Annotated in this window: 22 protein-coding genes; 10 read left to right on the forward strand and 12 right to left on the reverse strand. The window is 69.4% G+C overall.

Annotation, left to right across the window (positions count from 1 at the left end):
- The first annotated feature begins 73 nt into the window (after positions 1-73).
- The 4 genes from rpsF to rplI all read left to right on the forward strand — a co-directional run bounded on the left by rpsF (position 74) and on the right by rplI (position 1,733).
- The gene (gene rpsF, locus CW348_RS01605; RefSeq protein ID WP_011293512.1) at positions 74-364 is read left to right on the forward strand and encodes a 30S ribosomal protein S6; all 291 of its coding nucleotides are present in this window, start codon (positions 74-76) and stop codon (positions 362-364) included.
- 49 nt (positions 365-413) lie between these two features.
- Positions 414-962: a single-stranded DNA-binding protein gene (locus tag CW348_RS01610; RefSeq protein WP_011293511.1), complete on the forward strand. Its 549-nt coding sequence runs from the start codon at positions 414-416 to the stop codon at positions 960-962.
- A 61-nt stretch (positions 963-1,023) separates the two neighbouring features.
- Positions 1,024-1,260 (forward strand): 30S ribosomal protein S18, encoded by a 237-nt coding sequence (gene rpsR / locus CW348_RS01615; RefSeq protein ID WP_011293510.1) that lies wholly within the window; start codon positions 1,024-1,026, stop codon positions 1,258-1,260.
- 26 nt (positions 1,261-1,286) lie between these two features.
- A complete protein-coding gene (gene rplI / locus CW348_RS01620) occupies positions 1,287-1,733 on the forward strand; it encodes a 50S ribosomal protein L9 (protein ID WP_011293509.1) in 447 nt (148 codons plus the stop codon).
- A gap of 156 nt (positions 1,734-1,889) precedes the next feature.
- On the opposite strand, the gene CW348_RS01625 is transcribed toward rplI, so the two are convergent.
- The 3 genes from CW348_RS01625 to CW348_RS01635 are packed head-to-tail and all read right to left on the reverse strand — an operon-like array spanning position 1,890 to position 5,590.
- Positions 1,890-3,245, reverse strand: coding sequence for an MATE family efflux transporter (locus CW348_RS01625; protein ID WP_104612774.1), 1,356 nt, complete (start codon positions 3,243-3,245; stop codon positions 1,890-1,892).
- Between the two features lie 60 nt (positions 3,246-3,305).
- Positions 3,306-4,868: an NAD(P)/FAD-dependent oxidoreductase gene (locus CW348_RS01630; RefSeq protein WP_104612775.1), complete on the reverse strand. Its 1,563-nt coding sequence runs from the start codon at positions 4,866-4,868 to the stop codon at positions 3,306-3,308.
- Positions 4,865-5,590: a class I SAM-dependent methyltransferase gene (locus CW348_RS01635; protein ID WP_011293506.1), complete on the reverse strand. Its 726-nt coding sequence runs from the start codon at positions 5,588-5,590 to the stop codon at positions 4,865-4,867. Before CW348_RS01635 ends, CW348_RS01630 begins: the two co-directional genes overlap by 4 nt.
- Positions 5,591-5,679: 89 nt before the next feature.
- Between CW348_RS01635 and CW348_RS01640 the strand changes: the two genes are divergently transcribed.
- Both CW348_RS01640 and CW348_RS01645 read left to right on the forward strand, forming a co-directional pair.
- Positions 5,680-6,861 (forward strand): lycopene cyclase family protein, encoded by a 1,182-nt coding sequence (locus CW348_RS01640; RefSeq protein WP_011293505.1) that lies wholly within the window; start codon positions 5,680-5,682, stop codon positions 6,859-6,861.
- A 115-nt stretch (positions 6,862-6,976) separates the two neighbouring features.
- Positions 6,977-7,195, forward strand: coding sequence for a hypothetical protein (locus CW348_RS01645; protein WP_011293504.1), 219 nt, complete (start codon positions 6,977-6,979; stop codon positions 7,193-7,195).
- 58 nt (positions 7,196-7,253) lie between these two features.
- Here the strand turns inward: CW348_RS01645 and CW348_RS01650 are convergent, their stop codons facing one another.
- The 5 genes from CW348_RS01650 to CW348_RS01670 all read right to left on the reverse strand — a co-directional run bounded on the left by CW348_RS01650 (position 7,254) and on the right by CW348_RS01670 (position 11,471).
- On the reverse strand, positions 7,254-7,835 hold the full coding sequence (locus tag CW348_RS01650; protein ID WP_011293503.1) for a DUF4352 domain-containing protein: 582 nt from the start codon (positions 7,833-7,835) through the stop codon (positions 7,254-7,256).
- A gap of 238 nt (positions 7,836-8,073) precedes the next feature.
- Entirely contained in the window at positions 8,074-9,453 is a 1,380-nt protein-coding gene (locus CW348_RS01655) for an MBL fold metallo-hydrolase (RefSeq protein WP_011293502.1), read from the reverse strand.
- Between the two features lie 45 nt (positions 9,454-9,498).
- Positions 9,499-10,284, reverse strand: coding sequence for a sulfite exporter TauE/SafE family protein (locus CW348_RS01660; protein WP_011293501.1), 786 nt, complete (start codon positions 10,282-10,284; stop codon positions 9,499-9,501).
- A 2-nt stretch (positions 10,285-10,286) separates the two neighbouring features.
- The gene (locus CW348_RS01665) at positions 10,287-10,883 is read right to left on the reverse strand and encodes a rhodanese-like domain-containing protein (RefSeq protein WP_011293500.1); all 597 of its coding nucleotides are present in this window, start codon (positions 10,881-10,883) and stop codon (positions 10,287-10,289) included.
- A gap of 312 nt (positions 10,884-11,195) precedes the next feature.
- Positions 11,196-11,471 carry a metal-sensitive transcriptional regulator gene (locus CW348_RS01670; RefSeq protein ID WP_011293499.1) on the reverse strand — a complete coding sequence of 92 codons (276 nt, stop codon included), beginning with the start codon at positions 11,469-11,471 and terminating at the stop codon, positions 11,196-11,198.
- 108 nt (positions 11,472-11,579) lie between these two features.
- On the opposite strand from CW348_RS01670, the gene CW348_RS01675 reads away from it, so the two are divergent.
- On the forward strand, positions 11,580-12,158 hold the full coding sequence (locus tag CW348_RS01675; protein WP_011293498.1) for a hypothetical protein: 579 nt from the start codon (positions 11,580-11,582) through the stop codon (positions 12,156-12,158).
- 158 nt (positions 12,159-12,316) lie between these two features.
- Here the strand turns inward: CW348_RS01675 and CW348_RS15910 are convergent, their stop codons facing one another.
- Positions 12,317-12,523: a zf-HC2 domain-containing protein gene (locus CW348_RS15910; protein WP_353801142.1), complete on the reverse strand. Its 207-nt coding sequence runs from the start codon at positions 12,521-12,523 to the stop codon at positions 12,317-12,319.
- Positions 12,524-12,700: 177 nt separating this feature from the next.
- Here CW348_RS15910 and CW348_RS15915 point away from each other — a divergent pair, with 177 nt between their 5' ends.
- Genes CW348_RS15915 through CW348_RS01690 form a run of 3 tightly spaced genes read left to right on the forward strand, consistent with a single transcriptional unit; the run spans position 12,701 to position 15,094 of the window.
- Positions 12,701-13,189, forward strand: coding sequence for an SCO family protein (locus CW348_RS15915; protein WP_227480963.1), 489 nt, complete (start codon positions 12,701-12,703; stop codon positions 13,187-13,189).
- A 36-nt stretch (positions 13,190-13,225) separates the two neighbouring features.
- Positions 13,226-13,783 carry a copper chaperone PCu(A)C gene (locus CW348_RS01685; RefSeq protein ID WP_011293496.1) on the forward strand — a complete coding sequence of 186 codons (558 nt, stop codon included), beginning with the start codon at positions 13,226-13,228 and terminating at the stop codon, positions 13,781-13,783.
- 18 nt (positions 13,784-13,801) lie between these two features.
- Complete coding sequence (locus tag CW348_RS01690) at positions 13,802-15,094, forward strand: Dyp-type peroxidase (RefSeq protein ID WP_011293495.1); 1,293 nt, start codon at positions 13,802-13,804, stop codon at positions 15,092-15,094.
- Positions 15,095-15,158: 64 nt separating this feature from the next.
- Here CW348_RS01690 and CW348_RS01695 read toward each other — a convergent pair whose 3' ends face one another.
- The 3 genes from CW348_RS01695 to crtI are packed head-to-tail and all read right to left on the reverse strand — an operon-like array spanning position 15,159 to position 18,675.
- Entirely contained in the window at positions 15,159-16,163 is a 1,005-nt protein-coding gene (locus tag CW348_RS01695) for a DUF5914 domain-containing protein (protein WP_104612776.1), read from the reverse strand.
- Between the two features lie 2 nt (positions 16,164-16,165).
- The gene (locus tag CW348_RS01700) at positions 16,166-17,206 is read right to left on the reverse strand and encodes a phytoene/squalene synthase family protein (RefSeq protein WP_016187944.1); all 1,041 of its coding nucleotides are present in this window, start codon (positions 17,204-17,206) and stop codon (positions 16,166-16,168) included.
- Positions 17,155-18,675 (reverse strand): phytoene desaturase family protein, encoded by a 1,521-nt coding sequence (gene crtI / locus CW348_RS01705; protein WP_104612777.1) that lies wholly within the window; start codon positions 18,673-18,675, stop codon positions 17,155-17,157. Before crtI ends, CW348_RS01700 begins: the two co-directional genes overlap by 52 nt.
- Between the last annotated feature and the right edge of the window lie 740 nt (positions 18,676-19,415).

Consider the following 19,415-nt stretch of genomic DNA (forward strand, 5'->3'; position numbering starts at 1 on the left):
GCGCGCAGGCTCTTGCCCTCCTGCCATGGAAAGACCATGGCCGCAACAGTCCAAAGGAGAGGTACGTACGCCTATGCGTCGTTACGAAGTGATGATCATTCTGGACCCGACCCTTGACGAGCGCACGGTGGCCCCGTCACTGGAGCAGTTCCTTTCGGTCGTGCGCAACGAGGGCGGCTCCGTGGAGAAGGTCGACGTGTGGGGTAAGCGTCGGCTCGCCTACGACATCGGCAAGAACTCCGAGGGCATTTACGCCGTCATCGACCTCACCGCGAAGCCCAGCACGGTCCACGAGCTCGACCGCCAGCTCAACCTGACCGAGGCTGTGCTGCGTACCAAGGTTCTGCGCCCCGAGATTCACTGAGTCTCGTCGGCCGCACAAACTCTCCCGTCTAGGAATCCGGAGCCCAGCAATGGCAGGCGAAACCCAGATCACGATCGTCGGCAACCTGGTCGATGACCCTGAGTTGCGCTTCACCCCGAGCGGGGCCGCGGTCGCGAACTTCCGCGTAGCCTCCACACCGCGCGTCTTTGACCGCCAGACGGGAGAGTGGCGAGATGGCGAGTCCCTCTTCCTCAACTGCTCAGTCTGGCGGCAGTACGCGGAGAACGTGGCCGAAAGCCTCCAGCGCGGTATGCGTGTCATCGTGCAGGGACGGCTCAAGCAGCGTTCGTACGAGACCAAAGAAGGCGAGCGGCGTACCGTCTTCGAGGTCGAGGTTGAAGAAGTGGGTCCCGCACTGCGGCACGCCACCGCCAAGGTGACGAAGACACAGCGTCAAGGCGGAGGTTACGGCGGCGGCTACGGCGGACCCCCGTCGGGCGGCGGCTACGGCGGCCAGGGGGGCGGTTACGGCGGCAACCAGGGTGCCCCGTCCGGTCCTCCAGTGGACGACCCGTGGGCCACCGGCGGCGGAGGGTTCGGTGGCGGTGGAGGCTACTCCGACGAACCGCCGTTCTAAAACATTCCTGTCCCAGCGACCATCCCCGCACCAGCGGGGCTCTTGATCAAGGAGCACCACGATGGCGAAGCCACCAGTCCGCAAACCCAAGAAGAAGGTTTGCGTGTTCTGCCAGGAGAAGATGACCTACGTCGACTACAAGGACACGACTCTCCTGCGCAAGTTCATTTCCGACCGCGGTAAGATCCGCGCCCGCCGCGTCACCGGCAACTGCACGCAGCACCAGCGCGACGTCGCCAAGGCCGTGAAGAACGCCCGCGAAATGGCGCTGCTGCCCTACACGAGCAGCGCCCGCTGACCGAGACCGGACGAGGAGGTACGAACGTGAAGCTCATCCTGACTCACGAAGTCGACGGTCTCGGTTCTCCGGGTGACGTTGTCGAGGTGAAGGACGGCTACGGCCGCAACTACCTGCTGCCGCGCGGGTTCGCCATCAAGTGGACGCGGGGCGCGCAGAAGCAGATCGACTCGATCCGCCGCGCCCGCGCCGCTCGGGAGATCCGCAGCCTGGACGAGGCCAAGCAGATTGCTGAGCAGCTCGGTTCGCTCAAGGTGCGCCTGAACCAGCGCGCCGGCGACAACGGCCGCCTGTTCGGTTCGGTGACCAGCACGGACGTGGCCGAGGCGGTCAAGGCGGCGGGCGGCCCCGAGGTCGACAAGCGTCGGATCCAGATCCGCAACCCGATCAAGTCGGTGGGCGACTACACGGTGGAGATCCGGCTCCACCCCGAGGTGAACGTCTCCCTGCCGATCGAGGTTGTCGGCGTCTGAGTTCCGCGCTCCGAGTCGTTGCCAGGCCCCGGTGCTGGTGCATCGGGGCCTTCTGCTGTGCGGACCCGCCCCGGGCAGGGCCGCGCCCGGCAGTAGATCCAGCGCAGGCTGTGCGGCCGGGGTACGGCGCACGCCGGGCCGGTGCCTGATCGCCGGTTACCGCGGGGATCCGGCCCCGGTGACGAGCCACGCGGTCCCGGAAGCCCGGACGCCCAGGAACACTCCGCGTGCCGCGATCCACACTCCGAAGGCCGACCACAGCAGGACAAGGCCGGTGACGGATCCGGGGACGGCGAAGAGGGGGACCAGGGCAGCGCAGGGCAGGAAGATCAGCATGGTCCACAGGCTCGTCCAGGCCAGGTAGCGCTGGTCTCCAGCGCCCATCAGGATCCCGTCGAGGACCATCACGACCCCGCTCAGCGGCTGCAGCAGCGCGACGACGATCAGCGCGGCGAGGATGAGGTCGCGCACGTGCGGGTCGTCGGTGAACGGGATCCACGCCCAGGGGCGTACCGCGAGGACGAGCACGGTGAAGACGGCGCCGATCATGATCCCCCACTCCACCATTCGGCGGGTGACTTCGCGGGCGCCGGGCACGTCCGAGGCCCCCAGGTAGCGGCCGACAATCGACTGGCCTGCGATGGCGATCGCGTCCAGCGCGAAGACCAGCAGCGACCAGAGTTGGAACACCACTTGGTGGGCGGCGATCTCCGGGTCGCCGAGACGGGCCGCGATCGCGGTGGTGACGACAAGGACTGCGCGAAGCGACACGGTGCGGATGAACAGCGCGAACCCGGAGGCTGCCGCGTCACGCAGCCCGGACCGGGTGGGCGCGAACGAGACACCGTGGCGTTGCGCGGCGCGGACCAGCACCACCAGGTAGATGGCTGCACCGCCGCTCTGCGCGACGACCGTGGCCCACGCGGATCCGGCGATCCCCCAGCCCAGGCCCCACACGAACAGCATGCTCAGCACGATGTTGGCGAGGTTTGCGCTGACCGTCACGAACAGGGGGATGCGGGCGTTCTGCAGGCCGCGCAGCACCCCGGTGCCCGCCATGATGATCAGCAGGCCGGGCAGGCTGAGCAGGCTGATCCGCAGGTAGGTGAGTGCATACGGGGCGACGGTCGGGGAGGCGCCCAAAGCGTCGATGAGGAGGGGGGACAGCGGCCAGCCCAGGGTGATGGCGGTGGCGGCGATGAGGACGGCCAGCCATACTCCGTCGATGCCGTGGCGTAGTCCGAGGGCGATCTGCCCGGCGCCGAACCGGCGGGAGACCGCAGCCGTGGTGCCGTAGGCGAGGAAGATGTACAGGTTGGCGAAGGTCAACAGGATTTGGCTGGCCACGCCCAGGCCGCCGAGTGCCGCGGTGCCGAGACTGCCGACCACCGCGGAGTCGGTGAGGAGGAACAGCGGCTCGGAGACGAGCGCGAAGAACGTGGGAATGGCGAGCCGGAAGATTTCGGTGTCCCGAGGATGCCGGAACGGCGCCGTAGTGCTCAGACGTGCCATTGCGTGGCCACGTTACCTTGTTGCCGCATGCGGGGTGACCAGTGGGGTGGAGGTAGCGGTTCACCCGAGGGCCGACAAGGGCTGTGTCCGCGGTAGCGGGGGCAGCAGGTGCCGGGCGAGGGGGATCCGCCCCTGGTTGGGGACGCTCCACACCACATGGCCGGGCAAGCCCCACAGGCTCAGCAGGGTGTTGGCGGCGAGCAGGCCGCTGGTTGCGGCGCGTTCCATGAGCGCGACGGGAAGGTCGACGCGGACGTGGTCTCCGGCGACGACGAGGAACGGATCGGGGGTGGTGACGGTGAGCCGTCGGGTGAAGTCGCCGGGGGGAAAGAGCGGGCAGTCGGCGCGGAGTTCGGAGCGTTCGTCGACGATGCGCGCCGTCGCGGTCTCCGGGTAGACCTGGTGGAGTTGGGCGACGAGCCGGTCGCGCTCCACGGAGAGCACAGCATCGTCGGGGAGCGCGTAGGCGTGGAGTTCGACGACGGAGCCGCCGGTGCGGGCCGCCCACGCGGCCGCTTGGTCTTCGTAGCGTTCCAGCACGCTGATGTTGTCGAGCGTGGGGTAGCCGCTGGTGCCGAGGAACGCGGGCCGGTCGGCGCGGACGGGCTGGTCGAGCCAGAGTCGGCACACGAGGAAGGGCGGGGCACTGGGCCGTTCGGCGACTTGGGAGCGCCAGGCAGGGCTGCCGAGCCGGGGGGATGCGGCGACGAGGGCGCGCAGTCCGGGCAGGTCGGTGGCGAGTACCACGGCGTCGTATTCAGCGGTCCCGGTCAGCGTGGCCACAGAGTAGCGGCGGGTGTGCCCCGGTTCGATCCGGGTGACCGGGGTGCTGGTGAGGATGGCGGCGCCGTGGGAGCGCAGGTAGTCGGCGAGCGGCTGCCACAGGGCGCGGGGGAAGGGGGCCCGCGGCACGTCGAAGAGCAGTCCTTCGCCGGAGCCGAGGAAGTAGATGTGGAACATGGTGAGCAGTTCGGCCGCGGACAGGGCGCGCGGGTCGGCGAAGAAGCTGCGGGAGAACACTTCGAGCGCCAGGTGGCGGGCGGTGTCGGGGAACCGCAGCCGGTCGAGGAAGTCCAGCGCGTCGACGTGGTCGAATTGCTGGTAGACGTCGGGGACGCGGACGTCGAGGAGGGCGAGGGCCGCGACCAGGTTGACGCGGGCGAGGTCGCGCCAGTGGAAGCTGGGGCTGCGGGCGACGAAGGTGAACGCGTTCCATGGCGGCGTGGTGGGCAGGCCCGCGAACCCGTCGAGGGCTCCGTTGGCGTGGACGAGCGGATAGTCGGGCAGGGGGACGAACCCGGAGAGTCCGGGGTTGGCGCGGCGCAGCAGGGCGCGCAGGTTGTAGTACTGGCGGAAGAACGCGTGGAAGCCGCGGCTCATGGTGACGGTGGAGCCGTCGGTGAGCACCGTGTCCCACCCGGAGAGGCGGCCGCCTAGCTGCGGGTCGCGTTCCAGCACGGTGACGGCTATACCGCGTTCCGCGAGCGCTGTGGCTGCGGCCAGGCCGGCGATGCCGCCGCCGATGACGGCGACGCGGGCGGGTTGTGCTGGTGGGGATCCGACGGGGCGCGGCGGGAGGTGGCGTTGGATGCGCGGGTCGCGGCCGGGAGGCTGCGGGATCATGCGGTCTCCTCTTCGTAGGCGCGGCGGGCGAGGAAGGTGTGGGTGATCCCGGTCTGCCAGCCGGGCAGCGGGAGGACGCGGATGTCGCGCAGGCCTGCGGTGCGCATGCGTGCGGTGAGTTGGCGTACGCCGTCGAATTCCACGACGCCGCGCCACAGGTAGCGGTACAGGTCGGCGCGGCCGGACAGGGCCCAGCCCAGCGGGATGATCACGGACCAGCAGACCGCGGTCCACACGGCGGTGGCGAGGGGCGAGTCGGCGACGGAGTACTCGTGGAGGGCGAGGCGCCCGCCGGGGCGGAGCAGGTCGTGGATGACGGCGAGCGTCCGGTCGGGGTCGGGGCAGTTGCGCAGCAGGTAGGCGGCGAAGACCGCGTCGAACGGTCCGATGCCGGCGAGGGTTTCGGCTCGGGCGTGGTGGAACTGCACGTTGTCGGGCCAGGTTTTGCGGCGGGCTACGGCGAGCATGCCGACAGAGGCGTCAACGGCGAGGATGTCGGCGTGCGGGGCGACGTGGAGGAGCGCGGCGGTGGACGCGCCGGTCCCGCAGCCGAGGTCGAGGATCCGCAGTCCGGCCCCCTTGCGGGGAAGCCGCAGCCGGGCGGCAGAGCGGCGCAGGTGGGCGTGGTAGCCGGGGTTGGCGGCGACGAGGCGGTCGTAGACGGCAGCGGAGCGGTCGAATTCTGCGGTGACCCAGTGCTGTTTCTTGGCCTCGACGGACAACGGCAGTCCCTCTCCCCGGAATAGCGCTTTAAGTAATGGAAAAACTACCCTGCGTTATTCCATGGTGTGGTGCTGTCGGGAGGGGTGTCGTGGAACGAGTGGACGTGGCGATCGTGGGGGCGGGTGCGGCCGGGCTTTCGCTCGCCCACCGGTTGGACCGGGTGCTGCCGCACCGGTCCGTGGTCCTGGTGGAGACCCCGGAGGCGGCGCTCCGGTCTCCCGAACGCACCTGGTGTTTCTGGGAGGAGGAGACCGGGGAGTGGGATGCGGCTGTCTGCCATAGGTGGCACGCGTTGGCCGTGCAGGGGCCGGACGGGACCACGTGGCGGTCCCGCATCCACCCGCTGGTGTACAAGATGATCCGCTCCCGGGACTTCGAAGCCCTGGTGCGGGGCAGTCTGCAGCGGGTCCGTACCCTCCACTGGACGGTCACGGACATTGTCGACGGCCCCGGGGAGGCTGTGCTGCGGCTGCGCGGCGCTGACGGCGCGCAGCGGGAGCTTGCCGCGGGCCTGGTGTTCGATTCCCGGCCGTTGGTGGGCTTACCGGCGGAAGGGGTGACGCTGCTGCAGCATTTCCGGGGCTGGTTCGTCCGCACTGACCGGCCCCGTTTCGATTCTTCCGCGGCGGTGCTGATGGACTTGCGGGTGCCGCAACCGGAGCGGGGGGTCGCTTTCGGCTACCTTCTGCCGTTTGATGCGCGTACCGCGCTCGTGGAGTACACCGAGTTCACGCGGGAGGTGTGCTCGGACGCGGCGTATGACGCAGCGCTGCGCGACTACACCGAGAACCTTCTCCATTTGGGGGTGTTCACGGTCACCGGTGTGGAGCAGGGGGTGATCCCGATGACGAGCGCCCACCTGCCCGAGCGGGTGGGGCACCGCGTGTTCCGAATCGGGACTGCGGGAGGGGCCACCCGTCCTGCCACGGGCTACACCTTTGCCGGGGTGCAGCGGCAGACACGGCGGATTGCGGCGGCGCTTGTGGCGGGTCGGTTTCCGGTCGGCTATTCGGCGTACCCGGCTCGCCACCGGTTTTTCGACGCGGTGCTGCTCCGCGGCCTCGACGAGGGGGTGGTCGACGGCGCGGAGTTCTTCGCCACCCTGTTCCGGAGCAATCCGCTGCCGCGCCTGCTGCGGTTCCTTGACGGGTCGAGCCGCCCGTGGGAGGAGTTGGCGATCGGTTTGGGCACCCCGGTCGCGGACATGTCCACGGCCTTGTGGCGGCAGGTGCGCGCTGGCCGCCGGGTCGCGAGCAGTCTTCCCAGGTGACGTGTCTTCCCGGACCGGGATGCCGTGCTGTGGCGACTCTGTGTCGCAGTCTGGTGTCTCATAGTGGCCTCTATCGGCCAAACAGAAACCTACCTTCCGGTATTAAGGTGGTTCCATGGTGGCGATGATCCTTCCTCCGCAGGAGGATACGACCCCCAGCACTGTGCACACCGTGGACGAACCGTGGGCGGAGGCGGCGGGCGAGCCGACCCTCGGCAGCGAAGGGCTGGCTACGTCAGTCCCGTTCGCGGACACCGTCATGACCAGCCCAGACGACGAAGAAGAAGAGGACGACGGCGGTCCGGAGTGGCTCTGGCCCCCACACCGGATCTAGAACTCGTGTGCGCGGCACGGTCGCCCTGCGGCCGTGCCGTTCCGCAGTCCACACCCCGTCACGGACGGGCTTCCAGGTTGGCGAACACCGCCCCGTAGTCGAGCGTGAGCACGATCTCGTAGAGCCGCGTGTCCGGCGGCGCAGCGAACACGACCGCGGTGTCGGCGGCGTCCCCCGGGCCCAGCAGCAGCGGCTCCGTGGCAGCGGCGACCACCTGCTCGGCTTCCGGGTCGTTGGGGAAGGTTTCCCCCGCCACACTGGCCGCGGTCGCCGCAGAAGGGGCAAAACTCGAAGGCTCGGTGCCGCGGTTGACGACGCGGAGGGTGAACACGTGGTAGGTCATCCCTGCGGGCGCACGCACCTGCTCCCCCGCGCCGCTGGTGAGGATGCCGTCCCCGTCCACGTGCACGCCGGTGACCTGCAACCGCCAGTCCCCCGCAGTGGCGGTCACCCCGCGGAAGTCATCCGGCTCAGGGGTCTTCTCGAAGCGGGGAAGGAACGGGGTGCGCGGGGCTCCGGACACCGACCGGAGGGGAGCCGGGGCCTGCTCAGGAAGAACGTGAACGCCAACGACGAGGAGCGCCCCGAGGACGAGGACAGCGCCGCCTCCCGCAGCAACGGTCCACACGGTTTTCTCCATGGGAAGTCCTCCATCGCGGACTTGTCCTGCTTCCCCGCTTCGAACCCGGTAAAGACCGGCTGCGGCAAAAAAGCAGCAAACCCCGGAGACAGCGGTGGGACGCCGTCTCCGGGGAGGCCGCCCAGGCACGGCAGGCAGACCGGTGAAGCAGCCGTGCCCGGACAGCGCGGTGCAGCGTGGGGCTCGTCGGCGGCGGACCGCCGGAAGCCGGGCGCGGCACCGCTGAGCGGCCGCCGGACTAGACCGTCTGCTGCAGTGCTTCGAACGCCGTGTAGCCGCCGAGCAGGTCGGAGACGTCCGTCAGCCCTTCGGCGCGGAGCAGGCTGGCCGCGACACTGGAGCGGTAGCCGCTGGCGCAGTACACCACGACTGGGCGGTCCTTCGGCACCTCGTCGAGCCGTTTGGGCAGCTCCGCAAGCGGGATGTGCAGAGAGTCGGGGATCGCGCCCTGGTCACGTTCGCCCTGGTTGCGCACGTCCAGCACCACGGGCGGCTCCGCGTCCCGCAGCCGCTCGGTGAGCGCCACCGCGGTCAGGCGCGATGAGCTCTGCATCTCGTCGGGGATGGTGACGAAGACGTTCTCCGGTTCCGGCAGGTAGCCGCGGGCCGTGTCGAAACCGACCCGGGCCAGTCGGACCAGGGTCTCCTCTTCCTGGCCTTCGGGAGCGACGACCAGCAGCGGGGTGCCCGGCTTCAGCACGCTTCCCGCGGTCTCCGCGAACCGGCCGTTCACGGGGATGTTGAGCGCGCCGCGCAGATGGCCGGTCGCGTACTCCTGCGGGTCCCGGGAGTCCACGACCACTGCCCCGGCAGCCCGCTGCGCCAGGAAGTCGTCAGCGGAGAGGGCGACGACGAGTGTGTCGATGTCCAGCACTTCGCGCTGCTTGCGGTTGAGGACCGCGTCGTAGGCGAAGTAGGAGGGAGCGGACGGCTGGCCCGCGGTGACCAGGGAGACGAAGGTCTCCTCGTCCATGGGACGGCACGCGTAGTTGGTGCGCCGCTGCTCACCGATCGTGGACCAGCGCTCGGTGGACAGGTTCTTGCCGCAGGCCGAACCCGCGCCGTGCGCGGGGAAGACCCGCACGTCGTCGTGGAGCCCCATGAGCTTGTGCTGCACCGAGTCGTACAGCATCCGGCCGAGTTCTTCTGCGGTGTAGCCGAGCGAGGCGAGCAGGTCGGGGCGGCCCACGTCGCCGATGAAGAGCGCATCCCCGGTGAGGACCCCGTAGGGGACCGGGTCGTCGGCGTGCTCGTAGACGAGGATGCTGATGGATTCAGGGGTGTGCCCCGGGGTCTCCATGATCTCCAGGACGACGTCGCCGAGGACGATCCGCTCCCCGTCAGCCAGTTTCCGGATGGGGTATTCAGCTTCGGCGCGGCTGCCGTAGCCGATCCATGCCCCGGTGCGTTCCGCCAGTTCCAGGTGGCCGGCGATGAAGTCGGCGTGGAAGTGGGTGTTGATGACCCCTTCGATGGTCAGCCCTTTCTCTTCGGCGTCCGCCAGGTATTCGGTGACGTCGCGCCGCGGGTCGACCACGATGGCCTTCCCCGTGGTTTCGTCAGCGACCATGTAGGACGCGTGGGAGAGGCAGTCCAGGTAGTACTGCGTGAACAGCATGGGCGATTCCTTTCCAGTTGTCGCGGGAGAGCGAGAGAGCTGCGGTTACCAGAGCAGTTCGGGAGCGGTCAGGGATGTTGCGGCGACTCCTGCGGCGACGGCGAGGACGAGGGCGGCGAATCCGCGCCGCAGCGCAGCTGCGGGCAGGCGCGGGGCCAGGGTTCCAGCAGCGAGCGAGGTCGCCATGGCGCTTGCTGCGAAGACTCCGACAGTGGCGACGTCGAGGCCGGTGGGCGTGAGACTGTGGGCGGCGAGTCCGGACACCGAGTTGAGGACGATGACGGCCAGCGAGGTGGCCACCGCCTCGGATTCGGCGAGGCCGAGGCCGAGGCTGAGTGCCGGGACGATGACGAATCCACCGCCGACCCCGAAGAGGCCGGTGAGGAATCCGACGAGAGCGCCCGCCAGCGTCGCCCAGGGCAGGCAGGCGCGCCAGTCCACGGTTCCGGACGCGCCCCGGCAGGCCCCCACCGCAGGGGTGGACTGCCGCAGCATGCGCACGGCCACCACAACCATGAGCGCCGCGAACGCGAGCATCAGCCAGTGGTTGGGCAGGAGCCTGCCTACCGCGCTGCCTCCGAAGGCGGCGGGCAGTCCTGCCAGTCCGAAGACCAGGGCGACCCGCCAGCGGACGAGCCCGGCGCGGATCCGGGTGAGCAGGCCGGTGGCCGACGAGGCGCCGACCACGACCAGGGAGGCTGGGATCGCGGCGGTCAGCGGGAGGCCCACCCCGTAGACCAGGGCAGGCACCGCCAGAATGGACCCGCCTCCGCCGAGGAGTCCGAGAAGCAGCCCGATGAGGGCGCCGAACAGTCCTGCCGCAACAACCACGGTCAGCCTCGTTGCGCGGGAGTGGTGCCGGTGAGCGCGGCCAGCATGGTCGGGGCGTCGCACCGGTCGGTGCGGTTGTAGGGCAGCAGTGCCAGCAGTCGCGCCATCAGGCAGGTGTCGGTGATCGCTGCGAAGGTCAGGCCCGCGCCGATGGCTGCGGCGACCCATTTGAGGGGGTCAAACACGGCGCTGGCGGTGACGAAGACAAGGACGATCAGTCCGGCGACGAGCCGCACTTGGCGTTCCATCGCCCAGCGTCCCCCCGAGCCCCGCTTCAGGGGCGCGCCGGTGCGTTCCCATTCGCTGATGCCGCCTTGGAGGACGCTGACTTGCCGCAGGCCGCTTTCCGCCATGAGTTTGCTGGCCTGGTCGGCGCGCATTCCGGACCGGCATACGAGCACGACCGGGTCGTCGTGGTTGGCGGTGAGTTCGCGCTGGTGCTCGCGGAGCAGGTCGAGCGGCACGTTGTAGGAGCCGGGGATGTGCATTCCGGCGAATTCGCCGGGGGTGCGGACGTCGATGATCCGCACTCGAGGGTTGCGCTCCTGGAGTTCCCGGACCTCTTCTGGGGTCAACGAGACAGGAAGCGAGGTGTCCATTGCAGCCTCTTCTCTTCCTCAGATACGGGCGGGGGTATGTGGAGGGCAAAAAGGGGTGGCGAATCAGCGGGAAGCCGCGGCGCACACCCGCGCTAAGCCAGTCGGCCGGGTCCCGCGGCGGCTGCTGTGCCAGGGGCGCGGGTGGCCCGCCGGTCCGGAAACGGCTGTGCCCGCTCCGGTGGTGCGGCCGGGCCGGTAAGCCCATCCCCACCTCGGCTTTTCCGCACAATCCTCAACACCCCCGGGGGTATACGACAGGCACAAATAAGGGTGACAGGCGGAGCATCGCGCGTGCCAAGGGACGCTCGGGGCTCAGGCCAGTGAGAGAAACAGCTTCTCCCACTCCTCTTCGCTCATCGGCGGCTCTTCCCCGCGCTCCCGCATGGTCTGACAGTGCCGCAGACCACTGGCAACGAGCTTGAACCCGGCCCGGTCGAGCGCGCGCGAGACCGCGGCGAGTTGGGTCAGCACGGCAACGCAGTCCTCGCCCGACTCGATCATCGCGATGACTCCGCCGAGCTGCCCATGCGCACGACGCAGTCTGGTCAGGGCATCGCCCACCAGTTCGGGTTTCATCTCCACTGTCATCACCTCTTCGCCACTCACCATACCCCCACCCGTATCGAAAACGCTAGTCGCCCCTTTACCCCACCCCGAAACAGCCCTGCTCAGAACCGGTGCGACGATAGAAGTGCTGTGCACGGAAGGTCACTCACCACACTGGTCCGCGCCGGGATCTTCGCCGCGGTCTCCGTTGGCGTGTCCGCCAACGGACACGCTGTCCACTCCGGCCACGACGTCCCGCTCACCGGAACCCTGCTCGGCGGCGCGCTGATGCTCGCCATCGGTTGGGCCCTCGCCAAGCGGGAACGCGGCGGCGGCATCATCCTCGGGTGGATGCTGTGGGGACAGCTCGCCCTGCACCTCATCTTCGCGCTGACCGAGGGCGGGACCGGTGCCCACGCCACCCACGCGGCGGCACGTGTGGGGGAAGAGACCGCATCCGATCCCACCCTCGGCATGCTGGCAGCCCACCTCGGCGCAGCACTGGTCTGCGCCCTGTGGCTACGCCGCGGCGAGGCCGCAGCATTCCGGCTTGCCCGCCAACTGCGCACCCTGCTCGCGGGCATGTTCCAGATCGGGGCCGCACCACCGGCCGTGCCATGCCCGCCCTGGGCGGGACAGCACCGGGACAACGGGGCCGTCCCCGCTCCCCGCACGGTGCCGCAGTACGCGGTCAGCCGACGCGGACCACCCCGTCCTCGGCTCAGTTGAAGCCGTCAGCTCCACCAGCAAGGCCGACGCGCCAGCGCCGAGCCTGACCTCCGCGTGCCCCGCAAGGCACCACGCAGACTGACCCGAGGAGAACTACTGTGACCAAACACACCGGGGCGATCCGCGAGAACAGTCCGCTGCAGCGCCGACTCCCCGACCTAGTCGTCGTCCACACCACCGGCCAGCGTGGTCACGCCGACCAACCGCTGCAGCCCACGCGCGGCAGAAAGCCACACACCACACTCCGCGCACTCGCGAAGATGGGCGCGGACCTCTTCCGGGGAGTGATTCGGCTGCTCCCCGTCGATTTCGGCGGAAAGAGCGGTTCGACAGTCGATGCACCTCACAAGACCATCATCGCCCACAACGTCCGTCTTTCCCAGAAACCGGGATATAAGCGCGTCCGAAACTTAAGAGGACGCGGGGCAGCGGCGTGCGCGGCAGCGAGCATCCTCCTCCTCGCCGGATGCGGCCAGACCGGCAGCACGGGCAGCCCGAACACCAGCGAATTCGACTACTACCTCGACCTGGCCGAAACCCCGATGTCCGCCCCGCCCCACGAGTTCCGCACCGTCGACGGCGACCCGTGGGCCTTCACCGACGTCGCAGCAGACCGGCTCACCCTGCTCTACTTCGGCTACACCAGCTGCCCTGACGTGTGCCCCACGACAATGGCCGACATCGCCGACGCGGTCACCCGCCTCGGCGCAGACGGGGAACAGGTCGACGTGGTCATGGTCAGCACCGACCCGGAGCGCGACACCCCCGAACAGATGCGTTCCTGGCTCTCCGGCTTCAACCCGGACTTCCAGGGAGTCATCGGCCCCATCGACGACGTGGTCCAAGCCGCCAAAGCCTACGGCATCCCCGTGGAACCCCCCGAAGAGACTGACGGTAACTACCTCGTCACCCACGGGGAGAGAGTCGCGGTCCTCCGCCCCGGCGGCGACGCCATCGGCTTCTTCGACCCCGGCACCTCCGGGGAACAGATGAGCGCCGTCCTCCCCGAGCTGATCGCAGCACAGCTCTAACCCACGTCCACGCCACGCGTCCGGAGTACTGCGTCCATGAACACGTCCACCACTACGCCACTGCTCGTGCTCGGCACAGCCCTCGCCCTCGTCACCCTGTCCGGCTGCGGCGGCCCGCCAGCCGACCAGCACACCGACAGCCGCGACCACCACGCGACCGCCTCAGCCCCCGACCCCAGCACACCCCCCAAGGGCAGCGCTGAAGCCGGCGACCTCGTTATCGAAGACGCCTGGCTGGCGGAACCCGCCAACCCGTCGATGACCGCCGGCTACCTCACCATCAGCAACACCGGCGACGAGGACATCACCCTCACCGAGGCGGCCACCTCGCTCTCCGACCGGACCGAACTGCACACGGTGGAGACCACGGAAAGCGGCGCCGCGCAGATGGTCCCGGTCGACGACATCCCCATCCCCGCCGGGGAAACCGTCGAACTCGCCTCCGGCGGACTCCACATCATGGTGCTGGACATAGCGGACCCGCCACAGGTCGGCGACACCGCCACCATCACCCTGACCTTCGACAACGGAGAAACCGTCCAGGTTGACGCCCCGGTGCTGGAACGCACCGGAAGCAGCGGCCACCACCATTGACGGAGGGGTGAGCAGGCCATGACCGAACCAGACACGGAGAGGAAAGGCTCCTCCCGCCGAGGATTCCTCGCGGGACTGGGCGCGGCAGCACTCACCGGCGCAGGCATCGGCATGGCGGCAGGAGAAGTCCTCCGCCCCCTGCTGCCCGACTCCGACCCGGCCGCCTCCCCGGAAGCCGAGCAGCGGCTGCGCATGGCAGCCCAACGGGCCGACGCCACCGCAGCGCCCCAACCCGGCATCTCCGGCCCAGCACCCGCGTTCGTTCACGTCATCGCGCTCGACCTGGCGGAAGAAGCCCGTAAGAACCCCGACACCGCCCGCGACAGCGCAGCCGCCGCGCTCCGGTCCTGGACCGAACTAGCGGCCCGCCTGCACGAGGAGAGTCCGCACGACATCGCCGAGGGGGCCGCCTCTGCAGGGCTGCTCCCCGCCTCCCTCATGGTCACCGTCGGCATCGGAGGCTCCCTGCTCTCCGCGATCGACGCGGAAGACCGCCGACCGGACGCGCTCGCCGACCTCCCCGAGTTCTCCACCGACGACCTGCACCCCCGCTGGTGCGGTGGAGACTTCATGCTCCAAGTCGGTGCGGAAGACCCCATGGTGCTCACCGCGGCCGTGGAAGAACTCGTCGCCGCGGCCGCGGATGCGACCGCGGTGCGCTGGTCTCTGCGCGGCTTCCGGCGGACCGCCGCAGCCGCGCGCGACCCCGACGCCACCCCCCGCAACCTCATGGGGCAGATCGACGGCACCGCCAACCCCGCCCAGGACCACCCGCTGTTCGACCGGACCATCACCGCACGGCCGGCCGACAACCCCGCGCACGCCTGGATGGACGGCGGCAGCTACCTGGTCGTGCGACGGATCCGCATGCTCTTGACCGAATGGCGGAAACTGGACGTGGCCGCCCGGGAGCGGGTGATCGGCCGCCGCCTCGACACGGGAGCACCCCTCGGCAGCCGCAACGAGACCGACCCCGTCGTGCTCTCGGCCCGCGACGAGGAAGGGGAACCCCTCATCCCCGAGAACGCACACGTGCGCCTCGCCAGCCCGGAGAACAACCTGGGTGCCCGCATGTTCCGCCGCGGCTACAGCTACGACCAGGGGTGGCGCGACGACGGCGTCCGCGACGCCGGACTGCTCTTCATGGCCTGGCAAGGCGACCCCGCCACCGGGTTCATCCCGGTGCAGCGCAGCCTCGCCGACCAGGGCGACGCCCTCAACCGCTACATCCGGCACGAAGGCAGCGCCCTCTTCGCCGTCCCCGCCGCCCGGGAAGGCCGCTACCTGGGACAGGACCTGATCGAAGGATGACACCGCCGGCCACGGCCCGTCCCCTCGGCGTGCGCCAGGGCGAGCCGTGGCCGGCCAGACCGGGTCAGGACGGCCACCGCCCCGCCGACCGCAGAGCGTAGCGGCGTTCAGCGTAGGCGAGATCGTCCCGCCACAGACGGCGCGCCGCAAACCGCATGAGCGGCCGCACCACAGGAGCCATCCGCCGCGCCACCCCGAACCCGGGCCGCGGCGACGTAGCCACCGTCGCCTCGATCACCGCGGTGCGCGGCACCCCGTTACGGTCCACGCCGAGCGGGGTGGCGTGGGTCTCCACCACACTCCCTGCCCCCTCCCCTTCGAGGATGCGCATGACGATCGTGCGCGGCTCCGGGCAACGGAATTCGGCGCGCACCGGCACCCCCCACCGGCCCGCGACCTTGAACGCTACGTCCACCACGAACCGGTCGTCCGCGTCGGCCACCCCTTCCTCGGGCGCCTCAACCACCCGCAGATCCACAAACGAGTACGGGTGGAACCAGGAGCCGTGCCACGGATCCAACCGGTTGGCGATCACATCCTCCGGCTCACACCGCCCCGCTATGCTCGCCACCGCGGCCAACGTGCGCCGTTCCGGCCGCTCCGGCACGATCGGGGCAGCCAGCGGCTCCTCGCCTCCGACCGCGTCCAACCGCACCCACACCAGCACCCCGTCATCGTGGACAGGGAATGGCGACCACCCGGGAAAGCCTTCCGGCCCCAGCGACAGGCCATGCCACCGGCACACCAGCCGATCCCCGCGGACCGCCCCACGGCACAGCGGCGCTCCCAAGTGGGGACAGGATCCGGGAGCGGCATGCACCACGTTGTCGCGGCTCCGCCACGCTACCACTTCAACCCCCGCCACCATCCGCCCGAACGGCTGCCCCGGACGGATCTCCGTGCTCGCCGCCAGCACGAACCAGTTCCCCGAAGGCCGGGCAAGCGCCCGCTTCAACGCCCCTTCAATCAGAGCGGGCCGTGCCCCCTGCCACGACGGCTCCTGCTGCTCCCACCGGGTCTTCGGCAGTCTGCGCAAGGGAAGCCGCCGCACCCCCATGGATTCAGACATCGTCAATTCCCCCCGTAACTCCGAGCGCCGCTCATCCGCGGCGCCACCCCACTGTTCGCCCGGCGTCCCGACACCGCCCGGCGCAGCATGGCCCGGGCGAAGGCGGGAACCGCTACCTGCACGCGCCGCCACTGCGGCACGGTGCACCGACCGCTCCACACGTCGAAGCCGGATGCTTCGATGACGTCGAGAATCCCCTGGTACAGGGTGAACGCAGTAGCGACGCAGGGACGCGACACCGGGTCGAGCATCGCGATGCCCGGGGCAGCCGTCCGGTAGATCTCCCGGTTCAACGCCACCAGGTGGGCGAGCGCGTCCCGCACCCGCGGATGCCCGCGCCGGTGAGCACGGCACCACAACAGCAGGTCCCGGTCCACCCCGTAGCGGGCCAGGATGTCCGCGGGCAGGTAGACCCGCCCCCGGTCCAGGTCTTCAGCCACATCCCGCAGGAAGTTGGTCAACTGGAACGCCTCGCCGAGCGCTGCCGCATGCGGGGCAGCCCGCGGCAGCGGGACCACGGTGCCGAGCACCGGCAGCACTTGGAGCCCGATCACCGCGGCCGAGCCGTACATGTAGCCGCGCAGGTCTTCGAAGCTCGCATAGTCGGTGGTGGACAGGTCCATCCGCATGGACCGCAGGAACGCCGTGAACAGTTCGGCGCCGATCTCGTACCGCCGCGCGGTGTCCGCCACAGCGCGCACCACCGGGTGGACGTCCTCTCCCCCCGCCAGGGCAGCGGTCAGCTCGGTGCCGACTTCGGACAGCAGGGCAGCCCGCGCCTCCACGGGGAGGGCGGTGCGTGGCGCGTCGATGACGTCGTCCACCCAGCGCGCGAAGCCGTAGAGGGCGTGGATCGCGGGCCTCCGCTGCGGGGGGAGGGTGAGCGTGGCCAGATAGTAGGTGCGCCCGTGGTGGGCGTGCAGCGTCCGGCAGTGCAGGTAGGCCGCGCACAGCTGGGGGTCGGTGATGCCCGCGGCCCGCAGTTCCCGCTTCACCGCCGTCTCCCCGAACCGGTGATCGTGGACCGCGTGGGCGAGGTGCACCCGGTGATCCGTGCCGCGGCGAGCTTCCCCGAGATGAGGACCGTCGGCAGGCCCACCCCCGGAGTGGTCCCGCATCCCGCCAAGACCGCGTTGGCGATCCCCGACACGAGGTTGCGCGGCCGGAACGGACCGGTCTGGAAGAGGGTGTGCGCGGTAGCGAACGGGGTGCCGAACGCGTGCCCCATGTGCGACCAGTCGTGCGGGGTGACGAGCCGTTCGACGCGCACAGACTCGGAGAATCCGGTGAGGCCGCGGTCCTCCAGGACTGCTCCGAGCTGCTCCCGGTAGCGAGGGCCGAAGGACACCCAGTCGATCCGCCCAGTGCGCAGATTCGGGCAGGGCGCGACCATGGAGAGCAGGTGCCGCCCAGGCGGGGCCAGGCTGCGGTCGGTCACGGTCGGCTGCGTCACCAGGAGCGAAGGGTCGCTCATCGGTTTCCCCAACCGGGTGATCTCGGTGAAAGTACGCCGCCACGCCGTGCCGAACAGGAGGGTGTGGTGGTCGAGCACCGGCCAGGTGCGGTCGGTGCCCGCGTGGAGGACGACCGCGGAGGGAGCGAACTGGAGGGGGACGATCCGCCACGGGGTCCGGCCGAGGAGACGGTAGGCCAAGGGCAGGTCCACGGTGACGACCACGGCGTCGCAGGGCACCCGTTCCCCGTCGGCAAGCACCACGGCACGCACTCGGTTGCCGCGCCGTTCCAGCCGGGTGACAGTCCTTCCGTAGTGCAGTTCCGCCCCGGCTTTGGTGGCTGCGGCGGTCAGGGCTTCTCCCAGGGAACGCATGCCGCCGCGCGGGAAGTAGACGCCGGCGACGGTGTCCATGTACGCGATGACCGCGTAAGCGGCGAGGGCGCGGTGCGGTGGTACCCCCGCGTACAGGGACTGGAACGAGAAGATGCGGCGCAGCCGCTCGTCGCGGACGAACCGGCCTACCGCCGCGGAGAGGCTCCGGAAACCGCCGAGGGCGGCCAGCCGGACAAGCTCGGGGGAGAGGAGCGTGAACGGGGAGTCGAAGTTCGTGTCGATGAACCGGGCCATCTCCAGCTCGTACAGTTCCCGCAGCCAGGCGCGTAGCCGCAGGTACCCCTTGGCGTCGTGTGATCCGCACACGCGAGCGACCTCGTCGGCCATAGCGTCCGCGTCGGTGTGGACGTTGAGCACCGATCCGTCGGGGAAGACGGCACGGTACGCGGGGGAGAGCTGGACCAGGTCGAGGCGGTCGCTGAGGGATTCGCCTACCGCGGCCAGTGCCTCGTCGAGCAGGTCGGGCATGGTGAGCACGGTCGGACCGGTGTCGATGTGGAAGCCGTCCAGGTCGAGCTGTCCCGCCCGGCCGCCCGGGTACTCCTCACGCTCAAAGACGGTGACCCGGCGTCCCGCACCGAGCAGGTGCAGGGTTGCGGCGAGCCCGGACAGGCCTGCCCCCACCACGACGACGTGGTCCGTCGGGCCGCTCACGGTACGCATGAAGCCTCCCCAGCGAGGTGACAGGCGTCGGACCTGGTGGACCGCCGCACACAGTCGATGCTTTATGTGCTCAGAATTTCACTCTAAGTAATCAAGATGGGGATGGTGGGGAGGCGGGAGGTAAGAGTCGGGGAGAAGAAGCAGCAAGGCCGGGAGCGTCGCCCTGCACAACGTCCTGGGCGGACAGGGGTAGCCCTCTCCCTGCTGGCCTGTGGGAATATCCACGGACTTGTCGCTGTTGGACGCCTGGCGAAGACACCCGCTCAGGCTTACTGTGACCCGCATCACTGGGGTTTAAGTTGTCGTGACTTGACTGAGTGGGTAAGTTCTTTGAAGTGTCTCGAGGGACCTCTGGCCCTGGCCAGGGGGAGAGGCACTCTTCTCAGGGCGAACCGGACACCGCTCTGGTGGACGGGCCCACCTCCCAATGGTCTTCGGCGCCGATTCTTTCTGGCATAATTCACTGCGCCGCGAAGAATTGGCGGCGACTTTCCGTTCTGGCTTTATCGGAAAAGCTTCGGAAACACCAATTTGGTGGTCTCGAAGAAAGCCGGTAAAGTAAAGAACGAACCGGGGCGGATCCGGGGTTTTCGGTGAGGTCCTGGTTGGGGTTTGTGCCGCATCCGGGGAAGAGCCCGTGTGGGTTTGTAGACGGTTGGCGGTTGTTTCTTGAGAACTCAACAGCGCGTGGTTGTTTCTTGACAGCCGGGTTTGTGTGGTTTTTGGCTCCTTCCTGCCCC

The organism is Thermobifida sp., assembly GCF_017577275.1.
GTDB classification, from domain to species: Bacteria; Actinomycetota; Actinomycetes; order Streptosporangiales; family Streptosporangiaceae; genus Thermobifida; species Thermobifida fusca.